This is a genomic window from Devosia ureilytica, assembly GCF_024273195.1.
Lineage (GTDB): Bacteria > Pseudomonadota > Alphaproteobacteria > Rhizobiales > Devosiaceae > Devosia > Devosia ureilytica.
The window spans coordinates 396261-423061 of sequence record NZ_JAMZCU010000002.1; the positions used below are offsets into that span (position 1 = coordinate 396261).

Genomic DNA, 26801 nt, shown 5'->3' on the forward strand with positions numbered 1-26801 from the left:
GCCCCTTGCCCCGCTGCGCCAGCGCCGCTATCGGCTTGGGGGCGCCCCGGCCAATAAAGGACAAAGCCATGATCATCGCCGTCGATGGACCAGCCGCTTCGGGCAAGGGGACGCTGGCTTCGGGCCTGGCGCAGCACTATGGGCTGCCCCACCTCGACACCGGCCTGCTCTACCGGGCGGTGGGCCTGGCCGTGGCGGATGAACACGAAGGTCCCGCGTTCGAGGCAGCGGCAATTGCGGCGGCAAGGGCGCTCGACGCCGCCCATCTCAAGGATCATGCCGCCCTCACCACCGCCGAAACCGGCGTGCTGGCGAGCAAGGTGGCGGTGATCGCCGATGTGCGGGCAGCGCTGTTCCAATTTCAGCGCGGCTTTGCCACCCAGCCGGGCGGCGCCGTGCTCGACGGGCGCGATATCGGCACCAAAATCTGTCCCGACGCCGATGTGAAACTGTTCATCCAAGCCGACAGCAAGGCCCGCATGGAGCGCCGGGCCCGGCAGCTCGAATTGCGCGGCGTGGCCGTGGACCGCTATGCGCTGTACCATCAGATCGAGGAACGCGACGCCCGCGACATGCTCAATCCCAATGGCGGGTTCTTCCAGGCGGACGACGCACACTTGCTCGATACGACACAACTCGGTATAGAAGCCGCACTCCGCGCTGCCATCGCGATTGTCGATCGGACCATGGCGCTCAAGGCAGGGGGACATCAGTCCTCCTAATTTCCTCCTTGGGCCAGGGCTCGACCAATCGGTTCAACGCTGGCCCGGATCATATAACGACCAATCCTCCTGTCCCCAGAAGCGGTGCTCCGTGCGCCGGCTTTGGCATTTGTGCCAGGGCGGACCCGACTTCGGCCAGGATGCAACCCTTAACCACCGGCGCACCGGAGAACTGATTTGGCACAGCAAACTGTGACGAAAGACGATTTTGAATCGATGCTCCTCGACTCCTTTGTCGACAACGATGCCGCCGAAGGCAACGTGGTCAAGGGTCGTGTCGTGGCCATCGAAAAGGACCTCGCGATCATCGACGTGGGTCTGAAGACCGAAGGCCGCGTTCCGATGAAGGAATTCGGCCAGGCCGGCCGTGACGGCACCATCACCGTGGGTTCGGAAGTCGAGGTCTATGTTGACCGCGTCGAGAACGCCATGGGCGAGGCTGTTCTCAGCCGCGAGAAGGCCCGCCGCGAAGAGAGCTGGGTCAAGCTCGAAGAGAAGTACAACGCCAATGAGCGCGTTGAAGGCACCATCTTCAACCAGGTCAAGGGTGGTTTCACCGTCGACCTCGAAGGCGCCGTGGCCTTCCTGCCGCGCTCGCAGGTGGACATTCGTCCGATCCGCGATATCGCGCCGCTCATGAACGTGCCGCAGCCCTTCCAGATCCTCAAGATGGACAAGCGCCGCGGCAATATCGTCGTCTCGCGTCGTGCAATCCTGGAAGAATCGCGCGCCGAACAGCGTTCGGAAATCGTCCAGCAGCTCGAAGAGGGCCAGGTTGTCGACGGCGTGGTCAAGAACATCACCGACTACGGTGCGTTCGTTGACCTGGGCGGTATCGACGGCCTGCTGCACGTCACCGACATCGCATGGCGTCGTGTCAACCACCCGTCTGAAGTCCTCACGATCGGCGAGACCATCAAGGTCCAGATCGTGCGCATCAACCACGAGAGCCACCGTATCTCGCTGGGCATGAAGCAGCTTCAGGCTGATCCGTGGGAAGGCATCGAAGCCAAGTACCCGATGGAAGCCAAGTTCACCGGCCGCGTCACCAACATCACCGATTACGGTGCTTTTGTTGAGCTCGAGCCGGGCATCGAAGGCCTGATCCACGTCTCGGAAATGAGCTGGACCAAGAAGAACGTCCATCCGGGCAAGATCGTCTCGACCTCCCAGGAAGTCGAAGTCGTCGTGCTCGAGGTCGATCCCGACAAGCGCCGCATCTCGCTGGGCCTCAAGCAGACCCTGCAGAACCCGTGGGAAGCCTTTGCCGAGAAGAACCCGGTTGGCTCCACCATCGAAGGCGAAGTCAAGAACAAGACCGAATTCGGTCTGTTCATCGGCCTCGAAGGCGATGTGGACGGCATGGTTCACCTCTCCGACCTCGATTGGCAGAAGTCGGGCGAAATCGCCCTCGACGACTACAACCGTGGCGACATGGTTTCGGCCAAGGTGCTCGACGTCGATGTCGAAAAGGAACGCATCTCGCTCGGCATCAAGCAGCTTGCTGCTGAAGGCCTTGCCGATAGCGGCGCTTCTGATGGCACCGGCCTGCGCAAGAACGCCGTGGTCACCACCGAAGTCGTTGAAGTCAACGATGGCGGTATTGAAGTGCGCATCGCCGATAGCGATGTGACCGCTTTCATCCGTCGCGCCGACCTCAGCCGCGACCGCAACGACCAGCGCCCGGAGCGTTTCTCCAAGGGCGAAAAGGTCGACGCACGCGTCACCCAGTACGACCGCAAGACCGGCCGCATCCAGCTCTCGATCAAGGCGCTCGAAATCGCCGAAGAGCGTGAAGCCGTGGCCAACTTCGGTTCTTCGGATTCGGGCGCTTCGCTCGGCGACATCCTGGGCGCAGCCCTCAAGGACCGCGACACCAAGTAAGTGTCACGCTGACCTGCAATTTTTCGACCCGCGCCAAATGGTGCGGGTCGTTTTTTATGATGAGTTCGCTGACATGATCCAGTTTCGCGACGTCGCCTGGCGGGCCATGAGCGGCTATGATTTCGAGGCTGTCTTTGCCATCGCCAACCAGGTGCACCCTGGCTTTTTCGAGGCCGAGACGGTGCTGGCCGAAAAATTCGCGCTCTACCGCAATGGCTGCTATCTGCTCGAAATCGGCGAACGGCCGGCCGGCTATGTGCTGAGCCATCCCTGGACGCGGGGCTGCCTGCCTGCGCTCAATGCGCTGCTGGGCGAAATTCCCGCCGATGCCGACACCTATTATATTCACGACCTGGCCCTGTTGCCGCTGACCCGCGGGGTCGGCGCGGCCGGACAGATCATGGCAGCCCTGACCAAGCACGCCCGGGTCATGGGATTTCCAACCATGAGCCTGGTGGCGGTCAATGGCTCGGTGGCCTTCTGGGAAAAACAGGGTTTTGTGCGCGAGGAGCGGCCCGAACTGGCCGAAAAGCTGGCCGCCTATGAGGCGGCTGCCTGCTATATGATCAAGGAGTTGAACACCGCTTGAGGTGCTCGCGCTTGCCTCCCCCGGCCCGAGGCGCTACCCGATAGTCCAAATTGGGAGCCAAGCATCGTGACCGACCCGACTCCGCATGAATTTCTGGCTGCCGACCGCTATCGCCGCTCGCGTGGGCTTTGGCGCATCCTGGCGTTGCTGGCGGTGGTGATCGCCATCTTGGCGCTGGTGGGGCGCTTTGCGCTGCCCAATATGAACCGGGGCGAGCATGTGGCCCGTCTCTCCATTTCCGGCACCGTCACCACCGATCCGGCGCGATCAAGGCTGATCGCTGACCTGGCGGAGGACGATGCCGTCAAGGCGGTGATTGTCGCCATCAATTCGCCCGGCGGCACCACGGCCGGGGGTGAAGAGCTCTACGAGGACCTGCGGCGCCTTGCGGCGAGCAAGCCGGTGGTATCGACCATCGACGAGCTGGGGGCCTCGGCGGCCTATATGACCGCCATTGCCACCGATCGCATCTTTGCCCGGCGGCTTTCCATCGTGGGCTCCATCGGCGTGCTTTACCAGCATGTCAACGCCGGCAAGCTCCTCGAGACCATCGGGGTTGATCTCGACAAGGTGGCCTCGGGGCCTCTGAAAGCCGAGCCGGATTTTGACGAACCGCTGACCGGTGCGCCGCGCGCCTCGATCACGCAATTGGTCGAAGACAGCTTTGCCTGGTTCGTCGATATCGTGGCAGAACGCCGCGGGCTGACGCGGCCAGCGACGCTGGCGCTGGCGGATGGACGGATCTTGACCGGCAGGGTGGGGGTCGAAACCGGCCTGATCGACGCCATTGGCGGCGAATTTGAAGCCCTGGAATGGCTGGCCGCAGAGCATGACATCGACCCCGAGATCGCTGTGGTTGCGGTCTGGCCACCGCAATCGGGCGAGTTTGGCTGGCTCGGCGACCTTCTGGGCAGCTCGGCGCGACGGCTGATCGGACTGTCAGGCGAAGGTGTTGTGATGCTTGACGGTTTGGTCTCGCTTTGGCAGGTTGAATAGACCCCCTGACATGGGGACATGGGGTGGATACCGGAGCCTTTGATGATCAAGTCTGAACTTGTCGAAAAGCTCGCCGCGGAAAACCCGCATCTGTTCCAGCGCGATATCGAGAATATCGTCAACGCGATCCTCGATGAAGTCGGGGATGCGATGGCGCGGGGCGACCGCGTGGAACTGCGTGGCTTTGGCGCCTTTTCGGTGAAGAACCGGCCTGCTCGGGTGGGGCGTAATCCGCGCACCGGCGAACAGGTCGATGTGGGCGAGAAATACGTGCCCCAGTTCAAGGCCGGCAAGGAAATCCGCGAGCGGCTCAACCGCTCCTAGGCAATCAGCGGTTCGTCGAGCCGCTGAACTGCTGCACATGTTTGTTTTGCGGCACTTCCGAGCCGCAGAACCGCAATTTTTTGCTGGCAATGCCCCTGGTGGGCGACCAGCGGCCAGAATAGGACCGGAGCTTTCGAGCTCCACGGGAAGACTGCATGGTCAACAAAATTGTCGGCTGGCTTGTCCTGGTACCGCTCTGTGCGTTGCTGATTGCCTTTGCGCTGGCCAATCGCCAGCTGGTCAGCGTCAATATCAATCCCTTCATGGCCACGCTCGACAGCGATGCGGTCGGCTACGGCATTCCCATGTTCGTGGTGCTCTATGTGGTGCTGCTGGTTGGCGTCCTCCTGGGCGGCATTGCCAGTTGGTTCGCCCAGGCACCCCACCGTCGCCGCGAGCGGCACTGGCGGCGCGAGGCCCAGCAATTGGGCCAGGAACTGGAAGCCCTGCGGCGCCGCACTGGCCAGGGCGGCACTGCGCCGCAGAGCGACGTCGATGATCTGCTGGAACTGCGATAATGGACGGCGCAGTGCGGCTCTTTCCCAGTCTTCCGATCCATTGAGCCCTTAGAGACTATGGCCGATCCATTGATCGTCAAAATTTGCGGCATCAAGACTTATGACATGCTCGAGGTGGCCATCGCGGCCGGCGCCGACATGGTGGGCTTCATGCATTTCCCCCGCTCACCGCGCCATGTGAGCGTGGATGAACTGAGCGGGCTGATTTCGGCGGCGCGCGGCCGCATCCAGACCTGCGTGGTGCTGGTCAACCCGGACAATTCGAGCGTTGCCGAAGTGGCTGCCTTCGGCCCCGATTGGATCCAGCTGCATGGCCCTGAATCCCCGCACCGGGTGGAGGCCATCCGCGGCGAAGCCGGTGTCGAGATCATGAAGGCCCTGCCCATCGGCTCGGCCGAAGACGTGGCCCATGTCGCCGGTTTTGCTGCTGTGGCAGACCGGGTCCTGCTCGACGCCAAGCCCCCCAAGGGCGCTGACCGGCCGGGCGGACTGGGCGAAGCCTTTGACTGGAGCCTGCTCGAAGCGCTTGACCCGTCCGTGCCCTTCATGCTTTCCGGGGGCCTGACGCCGGACAATGTGGCTGACGCCATTGCCCGGGTGAAGCCTTTGGGGGTGGATGTGTCCTCGGGTGTGGAACGTGCGCCGGGCGTCAAGGATAAAAAGCTGATCGAGGCGTTCATCCGCAACGCCCGGGCAGCCGTATAGGATACGCGTGCCGGGTTTTCCTCGGCGGCGCCGAGAGGACAAAATGGACGGCACCAATTCCCTGCGCAACGGCCCGGACGAGCATGGCCGCTTCGGTATCTACGGCGGGCGTTTTGTCGCCGAAACGCTGATGCCGCTGATCCTGGACCTCGAGCATGAATATCGCGCCGCCAAGGCGGACCCGGCCTATGCGGCCCAGCTCAAGGACCTGGCGGTCCACTATACCGGCCGCCCCAGCCCGCTCTATTTCGCCGAGCGCCTGACCCAGCATCTGGGCGGCGCCAAGGTGTGGCTCAAGCGCGAGGAGCTCAACCACACCGGCAGCCACAAGATCAACAATTGCCTGGGCCAGATCCTGCTCGCCAAGCGCATGGGCAAGACCCGCGTGATCGCCGAGACCGGCGCCGGCCAGCATGGCGTGGCGACGGCCACGGTCTGCGCCAAGTTCGATCTGCCCTGCACCATTTTCATGGGCGCCACCGATGTCGAGCGGCAGATGCCCAATGTGCTGCGCATGAAAATGCTCGGCGCCGAAGTGCGCCCCGTCACCGCCGGCGCCGGCACGCTCAAGGACGCCATGAACGAGGCGCTGCGCGACTGGGTCACCAATGTCGAGAGCACCTATTACCTGATCGGCACGGCGGCAGGGCCGCATCCCTACCCGGAAATGGTGCGCGATTTTCAGTCCGTCATCGGCACGGAACTGAAGGAACAGTTCCGCGAGGCCGAGGGCAGGCTGCCCGACGCCGTGGTCGCCTGCGTCGGCGGCGGCTCCAATGCCATCGGCACCTTCCACGCCTTTCTCGATGATCCCGATGTCGCCATTTACGGCGCCGAGGCCGGTGGCCATGGCATCGAGGTCGAAAACGGCCATGCCGCCTCGATGACCGGCGGGCGCCCCGGCGTGTTGCATGGCAACCGCACCTATCTGCTGCAGGACGCCGACGGGCAGATTCTTGAAGGCCATTCGATCTCTGCGGGCCTCGATTATCCCGGCGTCGGCCCGGAACATTCCTATTTGCACGACACCAAGCGCGTCACCTATGTGCCGATCACCGACAATGAGGCGCTGGAGGCGTTCCAGCTGCTGACCCGGATGGAAGGCATCATCCCGGCGCTCGAAAGCGCGCATGGGCTGGCGCAGGTGATCAAGCTCGCCCCCACCATGGACAAGGACCAATCGGTGGTGCTGTGCCTCTCGGGCCGCGGCGACAAGGACGTCGAAAGCGTCGGCAAATATCTGGGACTGTTGAAGTAATGACCACTCGTATCGATGCGCGCTTTGCCCAGTGCAAGGCGGAAAACCGCCCGGCGCTCGTGACCTATGTCATGAGTGGCGACCCGGACCTCGCCACCAGCCAGGCCATTCTCAACGCGCTGCCGCAGGCCGGTGCCGATGTGATCGAGCTGGGCCTGCCCTTTTCCGATCCCATGGCCGATGGCCTGGTGATCCAGCAGGGCGCGCAGCGCGCCCTGGCGGCAGGGCAGACACTGCTCGGCGTGCTGGGCATGGTCGAGGAGTTTCGCCGCAAGGACGACACGACGCCCATCGTGATGATGGGCTATTACAATCCCATCTATAGTTTCGGCGTCGAGCGCTTCATCGCGGCGGCGAAACAAGCTGGTGTCGACGGGCTGATCGTGGTCGATCTGCCGGCCGAGGAAGATGATGAATTGTGCATTCCCGCGCTTGCGGCCGGGCTCAATTTCATTCGCCTCACCACCCCGACCACTGACGATCGGCGCCTGCCCACGGTGCTCAAGAACACGTCGGGCTTTGTCTATTACGTCTCCATGACCGGCATTACCGGGGCCGCGATCAAGTCGCGTGCGGCCGTGGGCGAAGCGGTGCAGCGCATCAAGAGCCATACCGACCTGCCGGTGGCCGTGGGCTTTGGCATCAAGACCGCCGAGGATGCCCAGGAGATCGGCAAGCACTCCGATGGCGTCGTCGTCGGCACGGTGCTGGTCGATGCGGTGGCCAGATCACTGGCCGATGGCAAGGCAACCGACAAAACCGTGGCTGCCGTGCGCGACATCGTCGCCGATCTGGCCGCCGGGGTCAGGCGCGCCCGAGGCTGAGGGCGGAAAGACACGCTGACGCCGGGCGCCGCCCTTCGGGACGGCATTCCGGCGTCCAGGCGCCAAGTCTATTGGGCTGTCGTGGTCTCTGCGGCAGCCTCGACTGCCGCGACCGGTGCCGGCTGGGGCAGCGTGGCCGGATCGACTTCCGCCAGCCTGTCCGCGCAAATCCTGGCAGCGCCGCCAATGGGCTTTTCCCGATCCGCAAAGGTGACCCAGCCGCCTTCTTCAAGCACGCCGCCACGGCGATAGCTGCTTTGCTCGGTCAGCGCGATCAGGTTGACGCGGGCATCGGGCGCCGCGAGATAGCGGCTGAAACACACTTCGGCGGCCAGTTGCGCCACGGCCTGCGTGGAAGCGGCCTCGGCGCGCTCCTGCGCGGATCCGCCGGTGACCCAGCCGCCCCAGGTAAAGCCGACCACCACGGTGGCGACGACGCATCCGGCACAGGACCAGAAGAGGACCGCCTTGCTTGCCTGAAAATTGCTGAACTTCTCCGAAATCGACATGCGGCGCGTCTCCAATATTTTTTCCAAGGCTGCGATGATCGCGCGATGAACTGTGGTGAAATGGTGTCACGTCGGCGCAGGGAATGCGAATTATTTATTTGCTTTCAAATATATCGGTGATGTTGTTGCGCGATACAATGTGTCATGACCAGAAATTATATTTGCAGTATCTGGATAATATCGCGGTTGAATGGCAGGGCCTGGTGTCTTGATATTTCCTTTGACCGCACGATTGCGTGACAAAAACCTGATAGAAAATTATGCACAGCGTGGCGTGGGGCGCGCTGACAGCTTTGCCTTGTCGCCCCCACCTGATAAGAAATGCCACAATTGATGACTACGTGATCTCAACTGGATCACCGCGAAAGGCCGCGCCATGAACTGGATCGACAATTTCGTCCGCCCCAAAATCCGCTCGTTCCTCTCCAACAAGCGGGAAACGCCGGAAAACCTTTGGGTCAAGGACCCCGAGTCCGGGGAGATGGTGTTTTATCGCGATCTCGAGGCCAATCAGTGGGTTGTGCCCAATTCGGGCTATCACATGAAGATCAAGCCGGCCGACCGGCTGGCGACCTTCCTCGACGATGGCAAGTATGACCTCGTGCCCGTGGCATCGGTGCCCGTCGATCCGCTTAAATTCCGCGACCAGAAGCGCTACACCGACCGCTTGCGCGAAAGCCGCGCCAAGACCGGCTATGACGACAGCGTCATCGTGGCCACCGGCAAGCTCTATGAGCGCGCCGTCACGGTCGGCATCCAGGATTTCGATTTCATGGGTGGCTCACTCGGCATGGCCGCAGGGCAGGGGATCATCACCGGCCTTGAAACCGCTGTGCGCTTGAAGACCCCCTTCGTGCTCTTCGTGTCTTCGGGCGGCGCCCGCATGCAGGAAGGCGTCCTGAGCCTGATGCAGATGCCGCGCACCACGGTTGCGGTGCTGCGCCTGCGCGAAGCCGGCCTGCCGTTCTTCGTGGTGCTGACCAACCCCACCACCGGCGGCGTCACCGCCTCCTATGCCATGATCGGCGATGTGCACCTGGCCGAACCGGGCGCTCTCATCGGCTTTGCCGGCCAGCGCGTCATCGAGCAGACCATTCGCGAAAAGCTGCCCAAGGGCTTCCAGCGCTCGGAATATCTCTTTAGCCACGGCATGGTCGATATGGTGGTGCATCGCCACAACCTGCGCTCGACCATCGGTTCGCTCGCCGCCATCCTCACCAATGCCCCACCCAACGAGGCCATCACCGCCGGCAGCACCAAGGCCATCACCGCCCAGTCGAGCATGCGCGATGCGGCTGTTGCCGCCGAGGGCGATGACGACATGGATCCGCCAGCCGCCGCCGCGCACGCCGAATAGCGGCGGCGAGGCCGTTTCACGCTGAGGTGGATGCTCTCCCATACTCTTTCCGGGTTGGGTGCGCGCTGCGCCTGGTTCCTAGGGCAGAGCTTGATCGGGCCTGGACACCCCCAGTCTCAATCCCTCCCCGCAAGGGGGTGAGGTGATGGACCTGAGTTTCGAGCGGGGGTGATCGGTCTTGAGGCGTTGCGGGCTGGACAGGTCCGGCCTGCAACTGTTCTATCCGGGCATGAGCGTTGATGCCCGATTCCCCGATGTAATGCTGCTGGCCGCCGGGCTGGGCACGCGGCTCCGGCCGCTGACCCAAACCCTGCCCAAGCCCCTGGTGCCGGTCGCCGGCACACCGTTGATCGAGCGCATCATGGCCAATGCGCGGGCCGAGGGCGCCACGCGCTTTCTCGCCAATGCCCATTACCGCGCCGACCAGCTGCTGGCCCATTTCGGCGGCCTGCTCAAGGTCAATCGCGAAGAGGCCCTCCTGGGCACCGGTGGCGGCGTCCGGGCGGCGCTGCCCATGATCCATTCCGATCCGTTTTTCGTCATGAATACCGACGCCTTCTGGCCCGCCGGGAGCGATGCGCCACTGGGGCGGATGCGCGCGCGCTACGATCAGTCCGATGACATCGTGCTGCTCTGCGTGCAGCCATCCCGGGCCACGGGCTTTGATCGCAGCCATGATTTCTGCCTTGATCCCATGGGCCGGATCACCTTGGACTATGGCGCGCCGGTGATCTATGCGGGGGTGGCGCTGCTGGACCGGTCGCTGTTTGACGAGACGCCCGATGGCCCGTTCTCGCTCAATATTCTGTTCGAGGCGGCGCTGGAGCGCGAGAGTTTGAAGGGCGTGGTGCTCGACGCGCCCTGGTTCCATGTCGGTGATCCAGCGGCGCTGGCGGCAACCGAGCAGGCCCTGGGCGCATGAGAATTTTTTCCATTGCCCCGCAAACCCCTTTCCTGCCCTGCCTGGTCGAGGCGGTGATGGATGGGCGCCTGCTGGACGATTGGGACCGGACGGGGCCGTTCTGGCTCAGCGACGTCACCATTATCCTGCCGACGCACCGCGCCAAGGACGCGCTGGCCGACGCCTTTGCCGCGCACCCCGACTTCAGGGGCCTCCTGCCGGACCTGCGCACCTTTGGCGGCGAGGTTGAGGACGAAGAGCCCTTCCTGCCGCCCTTTGATATGCCAGCGCCGGCCAAACCCGCGGGACGCCTGCAACGACGGTTGACGCTGTCCGAACTGGTTGCGGCATGGGCCGGCACGGTGCAGGGGCGCGAGGCGTTCTCGACCCCGCCCACCGCCGCCGAAATCTTTTCCATGGCGGAATCGCTCGGCACACTCATCGACGACCTGCTGATCGAAGAGCGCAGCCCCGCCGACATTCGCGCGCTGGGCAATGAAATGGCGCAGGAGTTGGGTGACTATTGGCAGCAGACGCTGAAATTCCTCGATATTGCCCTCAGCGCCTGGCCGCAATGGCTGACCGATCGTGGCCTTGCTGATCCGGCGGCCCTGCGACGCACGCGCCTGGACCGCCAGGCCGAGGCGGCGGCTTTCCTGTTTGGCGACAGGCCGGTGATCGCCGCCGGCTCGACCGGCTCGATTCCGGCCACGGCGCGGCTGCTGGCCACAATTGCAGGGCTTCCGCGCGGCGCCGTGGTGCTGCCCGGTCTCGACATGGCGATGACGCCGGAAACCCATGCGGCGCTCCTCGACCCGCTGACCAATCCCCATGGCCATCCGCAATATGGCCTGGCGCAGCTTTTGCGCCGGTTCGGGGCGGGCGTCGGGCAGGTGGTGGAATTGTGCCAGGTCCAGCATCCGCGCACGCAATTGGTCAACCTGGCGCTGGCACCGACGGCGGAGACGGCCCTGTGGTCGAGCCAACGCTTTGACGAGCCGATGCTGGACGCGGCTTTGGCGGGCGTGTCGATCGTTCGCGCGCGCAATGAAGATGAGGAAGCCCGTGCCATAGCCCTCGCCGGACGGAACGCCCTCGAAAACAAACAGACTGTCGGTATCATTACGCCGGATGGCAATCTTGCGCGGCGCGTGGCCGCCGAATTGCGGCGCTTCGACATTGTCGTCGATGATGCTGCCGGCACGCCCTTGTTCCACGCCGCCGCCGGGCGGCTGGCGCGGCAGGTGCTGAACCTCGTCACCGGCAGCTGCGCGCCGGTCGATCTTCTGGCGCTGCTGCGCAATCGGGCCGTGACACTGGGATTTGAGCGGGGGGCGCTGGCGGCACTGGCCGATGATGTGGATCTTGGCCTCTTGCGCGGGCAACGGCCGGGGCCGGGTGTGGCCGGGCTGCGGGCCATGCTGGCGGCGCATCTGGCGGGCGAGCTGAAATATCCAGCACGAAAGCTCTCGGCAGAGCGCGGCGTTGCCATTGCGGACCTGTTCGACCGGCTGGAGGCGGCGATTGCGCCGCTGCAATCCGCCACGCAATTGCGCGAACTCTCGGCCGCGGGCCTGGCGCTGGCGCTGGGGCAGGCGATTGCCGCGATCAGCCCCGAGGCGCCGCTGCCGGGCCGCGAGGAACTGGCGACCTGGGTGGGGGATATGCAGGCGGTGGTGGGCCAGGGTCATCTGTTTGCGCCGCGCGGCCTCGATGGCGTGCTGTCGGCACTGATGGCCGGGGTCGAGGTGCGCACGTCCGTGCCCGAGGACCGGCGCCTGGATATTGCCATCTGGGGCCAGCTCGAAGCGCGGTTGATGAGCCCCGACGTGCTGATCCTGGGGGCGCTCAACGAGGACAAATGGCCGGCCGCAGCCGACCCCGGCCCGTGGCTGAGCCGGGGCATGCGGCTGGGTGCCGGGCTGGAGCCGCCCGAGCGCATGCAGGGCCTTGCCGCCCACGACTTTGCGCAGGCCATGGGCAACAAGACGATCATTCTGGCCTATGCCGACCGGGTCGGGGCCAGTCCGGCGCTCCCCTCGCGGCTGGTGCAACGGCTCGATGCCTTTGCCGGCGCGGCCGCGGCGGAGGCCATGCGCCTGCGTGGGCAAGGCTGGGTCAGGGCCGCGCGGCAACTCGATGCGGTGCCGGCGGTAATGCCGGCGATCCGGCCCATGCCCAACCCGCCGGCTGCCGTGCGCCCACGCAAACTCTCGGTCACCGAGGTCGAGACGCTGATGCGCTCGCCCTATGATCTTTATGCCAAGCATGTGCTGCGTCTAAAGCCACTCGACGCGCTGGGCGAGGACCCCGATGCGCGTGAGCGCGGCACCATCGTCCACGCCATTTTTGCGCGTTTTGTCGACGCGTGCGACCCCGCGGCACCGGACGCCTTTGCTCGCCTGATGGAGATTGCCGCCGAAGAGTTTTCGGGGCTCGAGACCATTGGCGAGCGGCGGGACATCTGGCTCAAGCGCTTCGCGACAGCGGCCGAGCAATTTCTCGACTTTGAGCGGGGCCGGGACGCCCGCGTGTTCAAGCGCAATGCCGAAGTGGACGGGCGCTGGGAACTCAGGCTGGCTGAACCCTTTGCCATTACCGGCACGGCGGACCGGGTGGACCTGCTCAACGACGGAACCCTGGAAATCCTCGATTTCAAGACTGGATCACCCCCCAGCAAGGGGGCGATGACCGGTTTCGAGGCCCCGCAATTGCCGGTGGAAGCGCTGATGGCGGACAATGGCGGCTTCAAGGGCATGGCCCCCGCCAGAACCGGCGCCCTGACCTATATCAAGATCGGCCTTGGCCCTGACGCCTTCGTGCCGAGCAGCTTTGCCCTGCCCGAGGGCCTGAGCGTGATGGACGTGGCCGAGGCGGTTTCCATCCGCATGCAAAACCAGATCGACTATTTCCTCATGCGCGATACGCCCATGCCGGCGCGGCTGCTGCCCCTCAAGACGCAGCGCTTTGCCGGCGCCTACGACCACCTCGCCCGCATGGCCGAATGGACGGCCGTGGATGGGGAGGACGAGGCATGATTGATCGTGGCCGCCTGCTTATTCCATCGGACACCAGCACCAATCAGGCACTGGCCAGCGATCCTGACCTCTCGATCTGGGTGGAGGCCAATGCCGGTTCGGGCAAGACCTTCGTCCTCACCCACCGGGTGCTGCGGCTGCTGTTGGCGGGGGTCAAGCCGCAATCCATTCTCTGCCTCACCTATACCAAGGCCGCCGCCGCCGAGATGCGCAAACGCGTCGGCGGCAGGCTGGCGCAATGGGCGGTGGCGGACGAGGCGGACTTGCGCGACGACCTGCAAAAGCTGACCGGGCGGGAGCCGACGGCAAAACGGCTCGAAGATGCGCGGACGCTGTTTGCGCGGGCGCTCGAAACGCCGGGCGGGCTGCGCATCCTCACTATCCACGCCTTTTGCGAGGCGGTGCTGCATCGCTTTCCCATCGAGGCCGGCGTGCCCTTCGACTTCGCGGTGATCGAGGAGGACCAGCAGGACAATATGCTGCTCATGGCACGCGAAAGCGTCCTGGCCGAGGGCCTGCGCGGCGGCGCCAATGCCGAGGCGGTGGAAACACTGTTCGGGCTTTTGAGCGACCACGCCATCACCGAGGCCATCGGTGCCGCGCTCGGCGCGGGCGCAAGGCTCAAGCCCGTGCTGGCCGATATTGCGGGGGCCAAGGCGCGGCTACGGGCGCTGGTGGGATTTGAGGGCGCCAGCCCAGAGGAGATCAGCCGGCAGATCCTGTCGGATACACTGTTGACGCCTGACACGCTCCGCCTCGTGGTGACGCGTCTTAATGGCGATCCCCAGGGCAATACGCGCTGCGCCGACCTGCTGGCCCGGCTCGATCCCGACCGACCCGATGTGGAAGGGCTGCGGGCCGCCTTCTTTACCGGCAAAGGCGACCCCCGCGCCCGGCTGATGCTCAAAAAGGAAATCGAGACTTTTCCCGAGCTGCACGAGCTGTTGCAGGCCGAGCAGGAACGGCTGATCGGGCTCGAGGCTGCGCTGGCTGAGGCGCTGCTGGTGGCGCGCAGCGAGGCGGTACTCGATGTCGTGGCGGCCATTGCCGCCCGCTACGAGGCCGAAAAGCGGCGCCATGCGCTGCTCGATTTTGACGACCTGATCGAAAAGCTGGGTGATCTGTTTGCCAATGCGGCGCTCGGCCCCTGGGTGCAATACAAGCTCGACGCCGGCATCGACCACATCCTGGTGGACGAAAGCCAGGACACCAATGAGCAGCAATGGCGGGTGGTGAAGGCCCTGGCCGAAGAGTTTTTCACCGGCGCCGGGGCGGTGGCGCGGCCGCGCTCGATCTTTGCCGTGGGCGACCAGAAACAGTCGATCTATTCCTTCCAGGGGGCGCAGCCGGCGCTGTTCGGCGAGACCGGGCTGGACATGGCGCGGCGCGCAGGCGGGGTCGAAAAGCCGTTCCGCCATGTCAAGCTGCACACCAGTTTCCGCACGCTCAAGGGCATTCTCGATGCCGTCGACAGGGTCTGCGACCGCGCTGATATCCAGAAGGCGCTGCTCTCGGGCGACAAGATCGTGCACCAGCCCGCCCGCGTGCAGCCGGGCGGTTCGGTAACCCTCTGGCCGCCCATACAGGACGAAAAGAGCGCCCGGGACGACAGCGGCTGGCCGACCGAGCCGGTGGAGGCCGAACAAAGCGCCAATCGCCGGATTGCCCTGCGCATTGCCAAGGAAATCCGGGGCTGGATCGACGCGGGACGGCTCCTCGGCGAGCGCAACCGGCCGATTGTCGCCGATGATGTGCTGATCCTGCTGCAAAAGCGCGGGCCGCTGTTCCAGGAAATCATCCGGGCGCTGCGCGGCGAAAAGCTGCCGACACCGGGGGCGGATCGCTTGGCTGTCACCGGCCACATCGCGGTGCTCGACTTGTTGGCACTGATCGATGTGCTGCTCAATCCGGCTGATGACCTGCAATTGGCGGCGCTGCTGCGCTCGCCGCTCTTTGACCTTTCCGAGGATGATCTGTTCGCCCTGGCGCATCCGCGTCTGCCCGGGCAAACGCTGTGGTCGGCCCTTTCTGGCTCCGATGCACCGGCCCCCATGGCCGCCGCCGAACGCCTCGGGCGCTGGCGCGCCGCGCTCGACATGGAGCGGCCCTTCGAGTTTCTGGCCGGCGTGCTTTATGCCGAGGGCGGCCTGAAACGCTTCCACGCCCGGCTGGGCACGGAAGTGGACGATGTGCTCTCCGAACTGCTCGACCTGGCGCTGAGCCATGAGCAGGGCAGCCAGCCCTCGCTGCAGGGCTTTGCCGCCGAGATGCGTCGCCGCACCGTGACCATCAAGCGCGAACTGGCCGAGGCCGGCGGCGGGGTGCGGGTGATGACCGTTCATGGCGCCAAGGGGCTGGAAGCGCCCATCGTCATCCTGGCCGACGCCACTGGCAAACCCAGCGCCCAGCAGACCGGCAAACCCGTCTATGTGCTCGACAAAGCGCCGGGACCGCTGCTGTTTCACGCGTCGTCCAAGGGCCAGCACGTGCCGCAGACCGCCCTTGAACGACAGGGCGTGGACGACACGCTCAACGAGGAATACTGGCGCCGGCTCTATGTGGCCATGACCAGGGCCGAGGACGAACTTTATGTCATCGGCCCGCTGGGGTCGGCCTCCAAGCCGGAAACCCAGCTCGCCGGGAGCTGGTATGATGCCATAGAATCGGGACTGGGCGAGGCGGCGCTGCCCGTGAGCGATGCGGCGGGCGAGATTGTCGCGCGGGTTTTTCCGGCACCCATGCAGGCCGACTTCCGCACCAGCCCGCCGCCGGTGCCGGCCGATCATGCCGACCTTGCGCTGGGCGCCGTCGCCGCGCCGGAGATCATTGGCGTGGTCCAGCCATCCTATGCCGCCGAGCAGACGGAACGGCGCCGGGCGCTCGAAACCAAGGCCGAGGCAGCCCGCGACGGGGAAACTGCCCGGCGCGAAGGACTGGCTCTCCACGCTCTGTTGCAGCACCTGACGCGGATTGACCCAAACCAGTGGGCGCAGGTGGCGCCGCGCGCGCTGGAGGCTTTGCTGCCCGAGTCCAAATCGGGCCACGCGCCACTGATCGACAAGGCCATCGCCATTCTCTCGGACCCCGGGTTGGTGCATCTGTTTGGTCCCAACAGCCGCGCCGAGCTGCCCTTTCGGTTGCAAGCCAATCAGCGGGGGAAACTTGTATGGTTGAGCGGGCGCATCGACCGCGTGGTCGTTGACGACTCAGGGGTGTTGGTGGTGGACTACAAGTCCGACGCGACGGTGCCCCAATCGGCAGCGGATGTGCCCAGGAACTATCTCACCCAGTTAGGATTGTATGCACTGGTTGCAGGTCAGCTTTTCCCCGGACGGCCCATACGCGCGGCAATTCTGTGGACAGCACTGGAATCATTAATGAATTTGCCGGACGGGCTTCTGGAAACGGCCCGGTCTGACTTCACCCTGCGGTGATCGGACTTGTTGCAAGGCTGGACTCTCACCAGCTTTGGGAGCAAAGAGACCGCCGCTTCTGAACCCCGGCGTTTTGCCGGGGGCGGATCTGACACACGAAAGCGCGTCGCGGTGCGGAAGCCAAGGCCCCGCACAGGGCGCAGCAGACAAAAAGGCATGAAAAACCATGACCAAAGCCGTTTCTGAAGCCACCTTCGGCCAGGAAGTTCTGAGCTCCAACGAACCCGTGCTGGTGGATTTCTGGGCTGAATGGTGCGGGCCCTGCCGGGCGATCGCACCGGTTCTGGATGAACTCTCCACCGAGCTCGAAGGCAAGGTGAAGATCGTCAAGCTCAATGTCGACGAGAACCCCGGCATTGCCGCCCAGTATGGCGTGCGCTCGATCCCGACGATGATCCTGTTCAAGGGCGGCGAAGCTGCCGACATGAAAATCGGCGCCGGCACCCCCAAGGCGGGCCTGACCAAATGGCTCGAAGGCCACGCCGCCTGAGCCAAGGCAACAAGACTTTGAAGACACCGCTGGAGCGATCCGGCGGTGTTTTTGTTTGGCGCTGCGCCCCATTCTAAATCCCGCACTGCCGTTGATCCGGTACCCCCACCCTTGGTCCCTCCGCACAAGGGGGAGGGAGACGCAGGACCGAGGCGCTTGTGTTCATCGCCTCCCTCCCCCTGATGGGGAGGGAATGAGAGTGGGGTGGAGCCGCGCACCGCGAATGGTTGGACACTCTGCCGGCCCCGCCAAAGCAAACTCTCAAACCTCCGGGCGACAGAAATCCATCCCTTCCCCGCGCCCACGACTCGGCCTAGCTTCATCGGTCATTGCCGATGGAGGTTGCGCATGGCGCTCAATGTGACGGATGCTAATTTTGCCCAGGAAGTGTTGGGCGCGGACAGGCCGGTGCTGGTCGATTTCTGGGCCGAATGGTGCCCGCCCTGCAAGGCCATGGAGCCCACGATCGAGGCCCTGTCCGAGGAGCTGGCGCAGAGCGTCAAGATCGTCAAGCTCGACGTCGACAGCAATCCCGGGATCACTGTGCAGTATAATGTGCGCTCCATGCCGACGCTGATCATTTTCAAGAACGGCGAGCCGGTGGACCTCAAGGTCGGCGCCGGCCAGAGCCGGGTGCAATTGATCAAATGGCTGGAACAGCATGCCGCCTGATTGCCGCAATCGCCTGACACATCCCGCACCGCCGCGCCCCCGCCGGCGGTGTTTCATTCTGGTGGCCGGGTGCCGCCTCTGCTAAGCCAGAGGCTATAAAAACGATAACAAGACGAGGAGCCCGCCCTTGGCCGCCATCGATCTTTCCGCTGCCCCCTTCAACCTCGACGAGGAAGCGGCGGCCTGGGTCCACCAGACCCGCGACACGCTCTCGGCGCGCGACAAGCTGGCCCAGCTCTTCGTGCTGCTCTCGCGTGGCGGACCCGAAGATGCGCTCGAAGCGCTGCGGGCCTTCAAGCCGGGCGGCATTACCCGCATTTTCTCGCCCAACCTGGCCGAGGAAATCGGCCTGATGCGCCAGATCGACAGCGTCGGTCCGGTGCCCATGCTGGTGAGCGCCGACCTTGAAGGCAGCCGCATGAGCCTGCCTTTCGGCACCGAAGTGCCCAACCCGCTGGGGTTGGCGGCGGTGGACGATGTGGATGCTACGACTGCCATCTCCACTATCATGGCCGAGGAAGCCCATGCGGTGGGGCTCAACTGGAGCTTCACTCCAGTGATCGACATCAACAAGGCCTTCCAAAGCGCCATTGTTGGCACCCGATCCTATGGCAGCGATGTGGACCGCATCGAGCGTCACGCACTGGCCCAGATCAAGGCGTTCCAGGCCAAGGGTGTTGCCGCCACGGTCAAACACTGGCCGGGCGAAGGTTTTGACGACCGCGACCAGCATCTGGTGACCACGGTCAATCCGCTTTCCCTCAGCGAATGGGAAAAGACATTTGGCCGGCTCTATCGCGCCGCCATCAAGGCGGGCGTGATGAGTGTCATGTCGGCCCATATCGCCTTCCCCGCCTTCGTACGCGAACTCGACCCCGAGGCTGGGGCCGAGGCCTATCGTCCGGCCACCCAAAGCGCGGTGCTCAACCAGACGCTGCTGCGTGACAAGCTGGGTTTTAACGGGCTGATCGTCTCTGATGCCACGCCCATGGCCGGGTTCGGCGATTGGGGCCCGCGCGCCGAAACGGTGCCGCAATGTGTCATCGCCGGCTGCGACGTGATCCTTTTCTCCGACGATCCGACGGCAGACCTGATGTATCTGGTCAAAGCCGTGGCCGATGGCCGCCTGACCCAGGAGCGGGTCGACGAGGCGGTGACCCGGGTTCTGGCGCTCAAGGCCGCGCTGGGCCTGCACAAGGCTGATCGCCCCGAACCGGCGCTTAATGTGGCCGAAGTGATCATGGCCCGTGCCCAGAGCAAGACCACGGCAAAATCCGTGTCGGCCAAGGTGCCGACGCTGGTCAAGGACGTGGCCAAGCTGCTGCCGCTCTCGCCGACGCGGCACAAGAAGGTGCTGATCTTTTCGACCGGCGCCATTCAGCCCTTTGCCCCGGTGCCCCTGCCGCTCTCGCTGCCCGACCTGCTGCGGCAGGAGGGTTTCGAGATCACCGAATATAGCCCCGACATGCCGGTCAATCCCAAGGACTTTGACCTCGTGCTCTATCTTTTGGCAGAGGAAACGCTGCTGACGCGGCAGCGCATCTTCCTCAACTGGAAGGCGCTGACCGGCAGTGTCTTTGGGGCCATGAAGCGCTATTGGCACGATGTGCCCACGCTCATGGTATCGCTGGGTTTTCCCTATTATCTCCACGACGCGCCGCGCGCGCCCACTTATGTCAATGCCTATGGCAGTAACGAGGACATGCAGGTGGCGGTGGTGGACTGCCTCATGGGGCGAGCGCCGTTCGAGGGCAAAAGCCCGGTGGATGCGTTTTGTGGGAGCGAGCAGGCGAAGTACTGAGGGCAGGATACCCCCACCTGGCCTCCCCCTGATAGGGGGAGGGACAGATCCGCGATGTGGCCCGATTCTACCCCAAACGCAGTCCGGCCCCTCCCCCTTTCAGGGGGAGGTGGGAGGGGGTATCCCACTGGGACGTTAGTCCGGCACAGTCCCGTTCTTGGCCAGCACATCGCCCGCCAGGTAGAGCGACCCGCAGATCAGCACCCTTGCGGTGTCGATCCTGGCGGCGGTTTTCAGCGCCGTGGCAATCGAGCGCGAGGCCCTGGCCGGAAAACCTTGCGCCCGGGCGCGCGCGGCGATCTCTTCGGCGGGATGGGCATTGGGCTCGCCCGGAATGGTCAGCGTCAGGATTTGGGTGGGATGAAGGTCGCGGAACGGGGCCAGAAAATCCTCGGGCGCGCGGGTGTTCATCATCCCCATGATGAGGACCAGCGGCTTTGGCGGCATGGCGGCAATGCTGCGGGCCAGCGCTGCCGCGCCATGGGCATTGTGCCCGCCATCAAGCCAGAGTTCGTGGCCGGCCGGCAGCAGGTCCCGCAGCTTACCCGCGCGGATCGGCTGCATCCGCGCCGGCCAGGTCACATTGCGCAGACCCTCGGCAAAGCCATTATCGTTGATCGGCAGGTCGAAATGGCGGGCCGCCGCTATGGCCAGCGCCGCATTGTCGAACTGGTGCGGGCCATTGAGCGCGGGCGGCGGCAGGTCAAGTAGGCCGTTCTGGTCCTCGAACACCAGGCGCCCGTCCTGCTCGGCGCCATGGAAGTCCTCATTCTGCCAGGTCGGCGTAATGCCAAGGCGCCGCGCGGCACGGTCGAGCACGCCACGGGCCTCGTCATGCTGGATGCCCATGACGGCCTTTGCGCCCCGCTTGAGGATGCCGGCCTTGTTGGCGGCGATCTCGGCAAGCGAATTGCCCAAAAACCCCTGATGATCATAGTCGATCGGAGTGATGATGGTGCCCAGCGGGTGTGTCACCACATTGGTGGTGTCGTAGGTGCCGCCCATGCCGGTTTCGAGCAGCAGGAAATCCGCCGGCGTCTGCGAAAACAGCATGAAGGCCGTGACCGTGGTCACCTCGAAAAAGGTGATCGGGTCGCCACCATTGAGGGCTTCCACCTCTTCAAGTGCCGCATTGAGTTTTCGCGTACCGACGAGTTTCCCGGCGAGGCGGATGCGCTCGTTAAAGCGCACCAGATGGGGCGAATTATAGACATGCACCCGCTTGCCGGAGGCTTCGAGAAAGGCGCGCAGATAGGCAATGGTCGAGCCCTTGGCATTGGTGCCAGCGACATGGATGACGGGGGGCAGGTGGTCCTGCGGATTGCCGAGTTTTTCCAGAAGCGGCAGCATGCGATCAAGGCTGAGATCGATCAGCTTTGGATGCAGGCGGCTAAGGCGGGCCAGAATGGCGTCGGTGCGGGACATAGCAACTCGATCCTAAAGCCCCTCCCCCCTTGAGGGGAGGGGTTGGGGTGGGGGTGTGGTCTGCTCCCCGCACTCCAAGGTAGAGGATGCCCCGACACCCCCACCCTCGGTCCCTCCCCTCAAGGGGGAGGGAGGCGATAAACCCAAGCGCTGTGTGAAGCGCGCTATTTCCTGAGCTCCCCGCCCGTCGTCTTGGCCACCGCCGCCACCACCGCGGCCGAAACCTTGTCGATTTCCTCGTCGGTCAGCGTCTTGTCGCGGGGCTGCAAGGTTACCTCGATGGCGACAGACTTCTTACCCTCGCCCACATGGACGCCCTCGAACACGTCGAAAATGCCGACGTCCTTGATGAGCGCCTTGTCCGCGCCACGGGCGGCCTTGAGGATGGATGCAGCCGAAACGCCGCGGTCCATCACAAAGGCGAAATCGCGCGACACCGGCTGGAAGGGCGACAGCTCGATGGCCGGCTTGGTGCGGGTGGCCTTCTTGCGCGGCTCGGGAAGGGCATCAAGGTCGATCTCGAACGCAGCGACCGGCCCTTCAAGATCGAGTTCGGCACAAAGCGCGGGGTGCAATTCGCCGAACCAGCCCAGCGTCAGCTTCGGGCCAAGCGCAATACGCCCGCCGCGTCCGGGGTGGCTCCAGCTTGCCGCCTCGGGCAGTACCTGCACTTTTTCGATATCAACGCCCAGCGCATCGAGCGCGGCGGCAAGGTCGGCCTTGGCGTCCCAGACGGTGACGGCCTCGGCCTTGCCCGACCAGTGACGGCCGGAGCCGGCCAGCTTTGCCGTGCCGGTACGAAGGCCGGACGCATAGGTATGCTGGCCCTCCGGCCTGTCGGAGAGGAAGATCTGCCCGACCTCGAACAGCGCGACATCGGCAAAGCCGCGATTGGCGTTGCGGCGGGCCCCGGCAATCATCCCCGGCAGCAGCGAGGGGCGCATGTCGGTCATGTCCGAGGCAATGGCATTGGCCAACTGCCGGTCTTGACTGCCGCCACCGAAGCGGGTGGCATCGTCATGGGAAATGAAGCTCCAGGTTACGGCCTCATCGAGACCGCGAGCGGCCAGCGCCCGACGGGCAATGCGGCGGCGGTTCTGGATGGTGGTCAGCATGCGCGGGGCGACATGGTTGAGGCGCGGCAGGGGCTCGACCGGCACATTGTCGACGCCGACCATGCGCATGACCTCTTCAACGAGATCGGCCTTCTGCGTCACATCGGGGCGCCAGCTCGGCACCTTCACACTGCGCACCGGCCCGCTGCCCTGGGCGATAAAGCCGAGGCGAGCGAGGATGGCGGTGATCTCATCAGCCGAGACGTCAAGACCGGTCAGACGCTTGACCTCGGAGAGCGGGAATTCCACTTCGGTATTGGGGAACACGTCCTCACCCGAAATAGCCGGCTCCATGGCCTCGCCGCCGCACAATTCGAGCACGAGGCGCGTGGCCAGTTCCATGCCCGGCTCGGTCAGCGCCGGATCGACTTGGCGTTCGAGCCGATAGCGGGCGTCCGAGACAATGCCGGTCTTGCGGCCGGTCTGGGCGATGAGATCGGCATCCCAGCTGGCGCATTCCATGAAAACATTGGTGGTGGTCTCGGTGACGCCCGAGCGGATGCCGCCCATGATGCCGCCAAGGCAGAGCGGGCCCTTGTCATCGGCGATGACGGTCATGCTCTGGTCGAGCGTATAGATCTTGTTGTCGAGCGCATCGAAAGCCTCGCCACGCGCATTGCGCAGCACCATCTGGCCCTCGATCTTGTCGGCGTCATAGGCGTGCAGCGGGCGGCCCCAGCCGAGCGAGACCAGATTGGTGATATCGACAATGGTATTGATCGGCCGCAGGCCCACGGCGCGCAGCCGCTGCTGCAGCCAGTCGGGCGAGGGGCCGTTCTTGATGCCCTTCAGATAGCGCCCGGCAAACTTGCGGATCGCCTTGGGCTCCTGGGCAGAAAACTGATGGGGCAGGGGCGCAATCGGGCTCGCTCCCCTGGACGGGATGGGCGACATATCAGTCGCCTTGAGCCTGCCCAGACCCAGCGCCGCCAGATCGCGCGCCACGCCGTAAACCCCGGTCGCGTCGCCGCGATTGGGGGTGATGGAAATGTCAAACACCACCCCGTCCATGCCGACAAAGTCGACATATCTGGCGCCAATGGGAGCGTCCGCGGGCAATTCGATAATGCCGTCATGGTCTTCGCTCAGTTCCAGCTCGGCGGCTGAACAGAGCATGCCATTGGACACCTGGCCGCGGATATTGCCCTTGCCGATGGTCATGTCCTTGCCCGGGATATAGGTGCCGGGGAAGGCAAAAACGGTCTTGAGGCCGGTGCGGGCATTGGGCGCGCCGCAGACCACGTCGATCAATTCGCCCGAGCCGGCATCGACCTTGCAGACGCGCAGCTTGTCGGCATTGGGGTGCTGCTCGGCGGAAACGACATGGGCGGTGACGAAGGCGGCCAGATGCGCGCCCTGGCTTTCAATGCCTTCCACCTCGAGACCGATCATGGTCAGCGCCTTGCCGATCTCATCGACAGAGGCATTGGTGTCCAGATGTTCCTTGAGCCAATCGAGGGTGAATTTCATCTTTTTAGCCTTTAGCGGAAGTCGCTTTTGCTACCATTGATCGGCGGCAGCTGGGAGGAGAGTTTCAAAAGTTCAACGAGCACATTGGCAAAGCCGCGGGCATCGTCGATGGCTTTGTGGGTATGGGCAATATGGCCGTAATATTCAGCGGGCAATTTGCTCATGCCCCAATCGAGATAGGGCGCGCCGCGCAAGGTGCCGGCCATGGTGTAAAGACAGACCCCGCCGCCGCGAAAAATCTGCCGGCCCTTGAAGGGACCGCTGAGCGCGCGAGTGCCGGCATATTCATCAAGATAATGGTCCATCCAGAGACCATCGAAAATCATCGGCGCGGCCACGAACACTTTTGGGCCGGGCAGGTCTTCCACCCAATCGGCAAAGCGCGGCATGACCACGGCGGGGTCCTCGGCGCCATTGGTCGCGGCTTCCCAGGCTTCGGGCTGGGTCGCCCACCATGCCATGGTGGTTTCATTGGTGGTCCGGTCGGGACGCGGCGTCAGCACCGCCTCGAACTCGCCATGGCGCGTGCCATTGGCCTCAATGGCCACCGAGGCAAAGCTCAGCATGGAATTGTGCAGCGGCGTCGGCCCGTCGCTCTCGATATCGGTGACGATAAAGATCGGCCGCGCGACCTGATTGTAGAGCGAACGCCCGGCCGGGAGCACGCTCACCAGCCGGAATGTTTCACATACAATCTGCATGTCGGTTGCAAAACCGCCATTGCGCTCAAAATAGGCCTCGTGCCCGGCCCGCCATTCGGCATAGGGGCCTTCGCCTTCCTTGTCCGTGAAGCTGGGGTCGATTGCGTCGAAGCTTTTCACCTCCACCGACAGCGTTTCGATGATGCAGGCCTCTTCGCCCGCGCCATTGAGCACGACATCACGGCGCCCGACCTCGGGCATGGGCTCGTCCGGGCCGATGTCGCGGAGCGCCCCGCAGGTCGCGGTCTTGTCGCCGGTCAAAACCAGCGCGAGCAAACGATCAGCCAGTTCGGGGCTGTCTCCGAAGCTGAAGCGGACCTGTTCGGCATTGGCGATCATGGCAGACATTAGGGCGCTATGGCTCCGGGTGCCTTTTCGCCACGCAGCATGCTGGCAACGGAAATATCTTCGTCGATTTCCGGCCAATGCAGGCCCATCGGCATCAGTTCGATGTCCGAACGAGCGGCGGGCGTTGCCCCAACAAGGCGCGGATACCACCAGATCGGCGTGGAAACTTCGCGGCCATCGGCCAGGCGCACATGCAGTTGCGTCGCGTCGCAATGCGCTTCGACGGGGCGGCTGTCTTCGATATCAAGCACCAAAGTAGTCATTCCAAGCCTCCACAAAGGCATCCCTGTTCTCGCGCGTTGCGCCAACAATCTCATTGAGATCGCGGGCAGAGAAGCCGAGATTGACGGCAACGTTCAGGTCTCTGAGCCAGATTTTGGCTTCGCGTCCGTCTTTTACAACATGAACATGCGGCGGTTCCCAGCCATCGGCTGAGTAGAAGAAGAACCGATACCCCTTCCACCGCAACAAAGTTGGCATTTCTAGCTGCTCAGCCCCCCAAACAGCGTCGGCAGGTCGAGCGGGCGGAAGCCGTAGTGATCGAGCCAGCGCTGGTCGGCGTCGAAAAACGCACGAAGATCCGGCATGCCGTATTTCAGCATGGCGATGCGGTCGATGCCGATGCCCCAGGCAAAGCCCTGATAGACGTCGGGGTCGAGCCCGGCATTGCGGATGACGTTCGGGTGAACCATGCCGCAGCCCAGGATTTCGAGCCAGTCATTGCCCTCGCCGATCTTCACTTCCGAGCCGGAACGGTCGCATTGCACGTCCACTTCCATCGAGGGCTCGGTGAAGGGGAAGAAGCTCGGGCGGAACCTGAGGGTAACGCTGGGCACCTCGAAGAAGGCCTTGAGGAACTCTTCGAGCACCCAGCGCAACTGGCCGATATGGCTCGACTTGTCGATGACGAGACCCTCGACCTGGTGGAACATGGGCGTGTGGGTCTGATCGCTGTCATTGCGATAGGTGCGGCCGGGCATGACCACACGGATCGGCGGGTCCATGGCCGGAGTGATATAGGCGGCCGCCGGCTTTTCATTGGTCTTTTGCATGACACGCACCTGCACCGGCGAGGTATGGGTGCGCAGCACCTTCTTCACGCCGTCCGGGCCGGGCTTCATGAAAAAAGTGTCGTGCATTTCGCGCGCCGGATGCCCCTCGGGGAAGTTCAGCGCGGTGAAATTGAAATAGTCGGTCTCAATATCGGGTCCTTCGGCGATGGAAAAACCCATGTCCGAAAAGATCGCGGTGATTTCGTCGATGGTCTGGGAAATCGGATGGATACGGCCGCGCGCCGTGGGAGCAGGCTGCAGCGGCAGGGTGACGTCGACAGTCTCGGCCTTGAGGCGGGCTTGGAGCGCAGCGCCCTTGAGATCGGCGCTGCGGATCTCGATAAGGCTGGCGATGTCATTCTTGAGACCATTGATGGCCGGGCCCGCGGATTTGCGGTCGTCGGGAGCCATGGAGCCCAAAGTGGCCAGCAATGCCGAGACGCTTCCCTTCTTGCCCAGGGCCGACACGCGGACCGCGTCGAGTGCGGCTTCACTGCCGGCATCGGCGATGGCTGCGGACAATTCGGTGCGCAGGGTTTCGATCTGGGCTTCTAGCGACATCTTTATTCTCAACTCGGACAGTGTGGCGCGGTTAGAGCAAACAAAAACGCCCTGCGCCAGCCCTTCCGGGCGGCGCAAGGCGCGATTTTTGACCTCAGCAGTGCTTA

At 64.1% G+C, this 26801-nt stretch carries 23 protein-coding genes; 16 read left to right on the plus strand and 7 right to left on the minus strand.

The genetic code is table 11. The features are described 5' to 3' along the window. Positions 1-68: 68 nt before the first annotated feature. The 9 genes from NIM87_RS06000 to trpA all read left to right on the plus strand — a co-directional run bounded on the left by NIM87_RS06000 (position 69) and on the right by trpA (position 7820). Positions 69-722, plus strand: coding sequence for a (d)CMP kinase (locus tag NIM87_RS06000; protein ID WP_254673728.1), 654 nt, complete (start codon positions 69-71; stop codon positions 720-722). 177 nt (positions 723-899) lie between these two features. Then, complete coding sequence (gene rpsA, locus NIM87_RS06005; protein WP_254673729.1) at positions 900-2606, plus strand: 30S ribosomal protein S1; 1707 nt, start codon at positions 900-902, stop codon at positions 2604-2606. A gap of 73 nt (positions 2607-2679) precedes the next feature. Continuing rightward, positions 2680-3195 (plus strand): GNAT family N-acetyltransferase, encoded by a 516-nt coding sequence (locus NIM87_RS06010; RefSeq protein WP_254673730.1) that lies wholly within the window; start codon positions 2680-2682, stop codon positions 3193-3195. A gap of 66 nt (positions 3196-3261) precedes the next feature. After that, complete coding sequence (sppA, locus tag NIM87_RS06015; RefSeq protein ID WP_254673731.1) at positions 3262-4191, plus strand: signal peptide peptidase SppA; 930 nt, start codon at positions 3262-3264, stop codon at positions 4189-4191. Positions 4192-4233: 42 nt separating this feature from the next. Then, positions 4234-4515, plus strand: a complete 282-nt coding sequence (locus tag NIM87_RS06020; protein WP_137150239.1) for an integration host factor subunit beta — start codon at positions 4234-4236, stop codon at positions 4513-4515. A 155-nt stretch (positions 4516-4670) separates the two neighbouring features. After that, entirely contained in the window at positions 4671-5033 is a 363-nt protein-coding gene (locus NIM87_RS06025; protein ID WP_254673732.1) for a lipopolysaccharide assembly protein LapA domain-containing protein, read from the plus strand. A gap of 57 nt (positions 5034-5090) precedes the next feature. Beyond that, complete coding sequence (locus NIM87_RS06030) at positions 5091-5738, plus strand: phosphoribosylanthranilate isomerase (protein WP_254673733.1); 648 nt, start codon at positions 5091-5093, stop codon at positions 5736-5738. A 43-nt stretch (positions 5739-5781) separates the two neighbouring features. Next, positions 5782-6996 carry a tryptophan synthase subunit beta gene (gene trpB / locus NIM87_RS06035; protein ID WP_254673734.1) on the plus strand — a complete coding sequence of 405 codons (1215 nt, stop codon included), beginning with the start codon at positions 5782-5784 and terminating at the stop codon, positions 6994-6996. Then, a complete protein-coding gene (gene trpA, locus NIM87_RS06040; RefSeq protein WP_254673735.1) occupies positions 6996-7820 on the plus strand; it encodes a tryptophan synthase subunit alpha in 825 nt (274 codons plus the stop codon). The genes trpB and trpA overlap by 1 nt, the downstream gene beginning before the upstream one ends. A 68-nt stretch (positions 7821-7888) precedes the next feature. Here trpA and NIM87_RS06045 read toward each other — a convergent pair whose 3' ends face one another. After that, a complete protein-coding gene (locus tag NIM87_RS06045; protein ID WP_254673736.1) occupies positions 7889-8329 on the minus strand; it encodes a hypothetical protein in 441 nt (146 codons plus the stop codon). A 376-nt stretch (positions 8330-8705) separates the two neighbouring features. Here NIM87_RS06045 and accD point away from each other — a divergent pair, with 376 nt between their 5' ends. The 7 genes from accD (at position 8706) to NIM87_RS06080 (ending at position 20022) form a co-directional block, all read left to right on the plus strand. Further along, positions 8706-9686 carry an acetyl-CoA carboxylase, carboxyltransferase subunit beta gene (accD, locus tag NIM87_RS06050; protein ID WP_254673737.1) on the plus strand — a complete coding sequence of 327 codons (981 nt, stop codon included), beginning with the start codon at positions 8706-8708 and terminating at the stop codon, positions 9684-9686. Positions 9687-9915: 229 nt separating this feature from the next. After that, positions 9916-10608 (plus strand): nucleotidyltransferase family protein, encoded by a 693-nt coding sequence (locus NIM87_RS06055; protein WP_254673738.1) that lies wholly within the window; start codon positions 9916-9918, stop codon positions 10606-10608. Continuing rightward, positions 10605-13625 (plus strand): double-strand break repair protein AddB, encoded by a 3021-nt coding sequence (addB, locus tag NIM87_RS06060; protein ID WP_254673739.1) that lies wholly within the window; start codon positions 10605-10607, stop codon positions 13623-13625. The genes NIM87_RS06055 and addB overlap by 4 nt, the downstream gene beginning before the upstream one ends. Continuing rightward, positions 13622-17059, plus strand: a complete 3438-nt coding sequence (gene addA, locus NIM87_RS06065; RefSeq protein WP_254673740.1) for a double-strand break repair helicase AddA — start codon at positions 13622-13624, stop codon at positions 17057-17059. The genes addB and addA overlap by 4 nt, the downstream gene beginning before the upstream one ends. Before the next feature lie 166 nt (positions 17060-17225). Continuing rightward, on the plus strand, positions 17226-17549 hold the full coding sequence (gene trxA / locus NIM87_RS06070) for a thioredoxin (RefSeq protein WP_254673741.1): 324 nt from the start codon (positions 17226-17228) through the stop codon (positions 17547-17549). Between the two features lie 348 nt (positions 17550-17897). Then, complete coding sequence (gene trxA / locus NIM87_RS06075; RefSeq protein WP_254673742.1) at positions 17898-18221, plus strand: thioredoxin; 324 nt, start codon at positions 17898-17900, stop codon at positions 18219-18221. A gap of 127 nt (positions 18222-18348) precedes the next feature. Then, positions 18349-20022 carry a glycoside hydrolase family 3 protein gene (locus tag NIM87_RS06080; RefSeq protein ID WP_254673743.1) on the plus strand — a complete coding sequence of 558 codons (1674 nt, stop codon included), beginning with the start codon at positions 18349-18351 and terminating at the stop codon, positions 20020-20022. A 135-nt stretch (positions 20023-20157) separates the two neighbouring features. Here the strand turns inward: NIM87_RS06080 and NIM87_RS06085 are convergent, their stop codons facing one another. From NIM87_RS06085 to pheS, 6 genes are all read right to left on the minus strand, one after another. Continuing rightward, a complete protein-coding gene (locus tag NIM87_RS06085; protein WP_254673744.1) occupies positions 20158-21447 on the minus strand; it encodes a bifunctional folylpolyglutamate synthase/dihydrofolate synthase in 1290 nt (429 codons plus the stop codon). A 164-nt stretch (positions 21448-21611) separates the two neighbouring features. Continuing rightward, a complete protein-coding gene (gene pheT, locus NIM87_RS06090) occupies positions 21612-24032 on the minus strand; it encodes a phenylalanine--tRNA ligase subunit beta (RefSeq protein WP_254673745.1) in 2421 nt (806 codons plus the stop codon). An 11-nt stretch (positions 24033-24043) separates the two neighbouring features. Further along, entirely contained in the window at positions 24044-25081 is a 1038-nt protein-coding gene (locus NIM87_RS18715) for an ASCH domain-containing protein (RefSeq protein ID WP_332017508.1), read from the minus strand. After that, positions 25081-25344: a DUF2442 domain-containing protein gene (locus tag NIM87_RS06100; protein ID WP_254673746.1), complete on the minus strand. Its 264-nt coding sequence runs from the start codon at positions 25342-25344 to the stop codon at positions 25081-25083. The genes NIM87_RS18715 and NIM87_RS06100 overlap by 1 nt, the downstream gene beginning before the upstream one ends. After that, the gene (locus NIM87_RS06105; RefSeq protein ID WP_254673747.1) at positions 25325-25561 is read right to left on the minus strand and encodes a DUF4160 domain-containing protein; all 237 of its coding nucleotides are present in this window, start codon (positions 25559-25561) and stop codon (positions 25325-25327) included. Before NIM87_RS06105 ends, NIM87_RS06100 begins: the two co-directional genes overlap by 20 nt. A 2-nt stretch (positions 25562-25563) precedes the next feature. Continuing rightward, on the minus strand, positions 25564-26694 hold the full coding sequence (gene pheS, locus NIM87_RS06110) for a phenylalanine--tRNA ligase subunit alpha (RefSeq protein WP_254673748.1): 1131 nt from the start codon (positions 26692-26694) through the stop codon (positions 25564-25566). Positions 26695-26801: the final 107 nt, after the last annotated feature.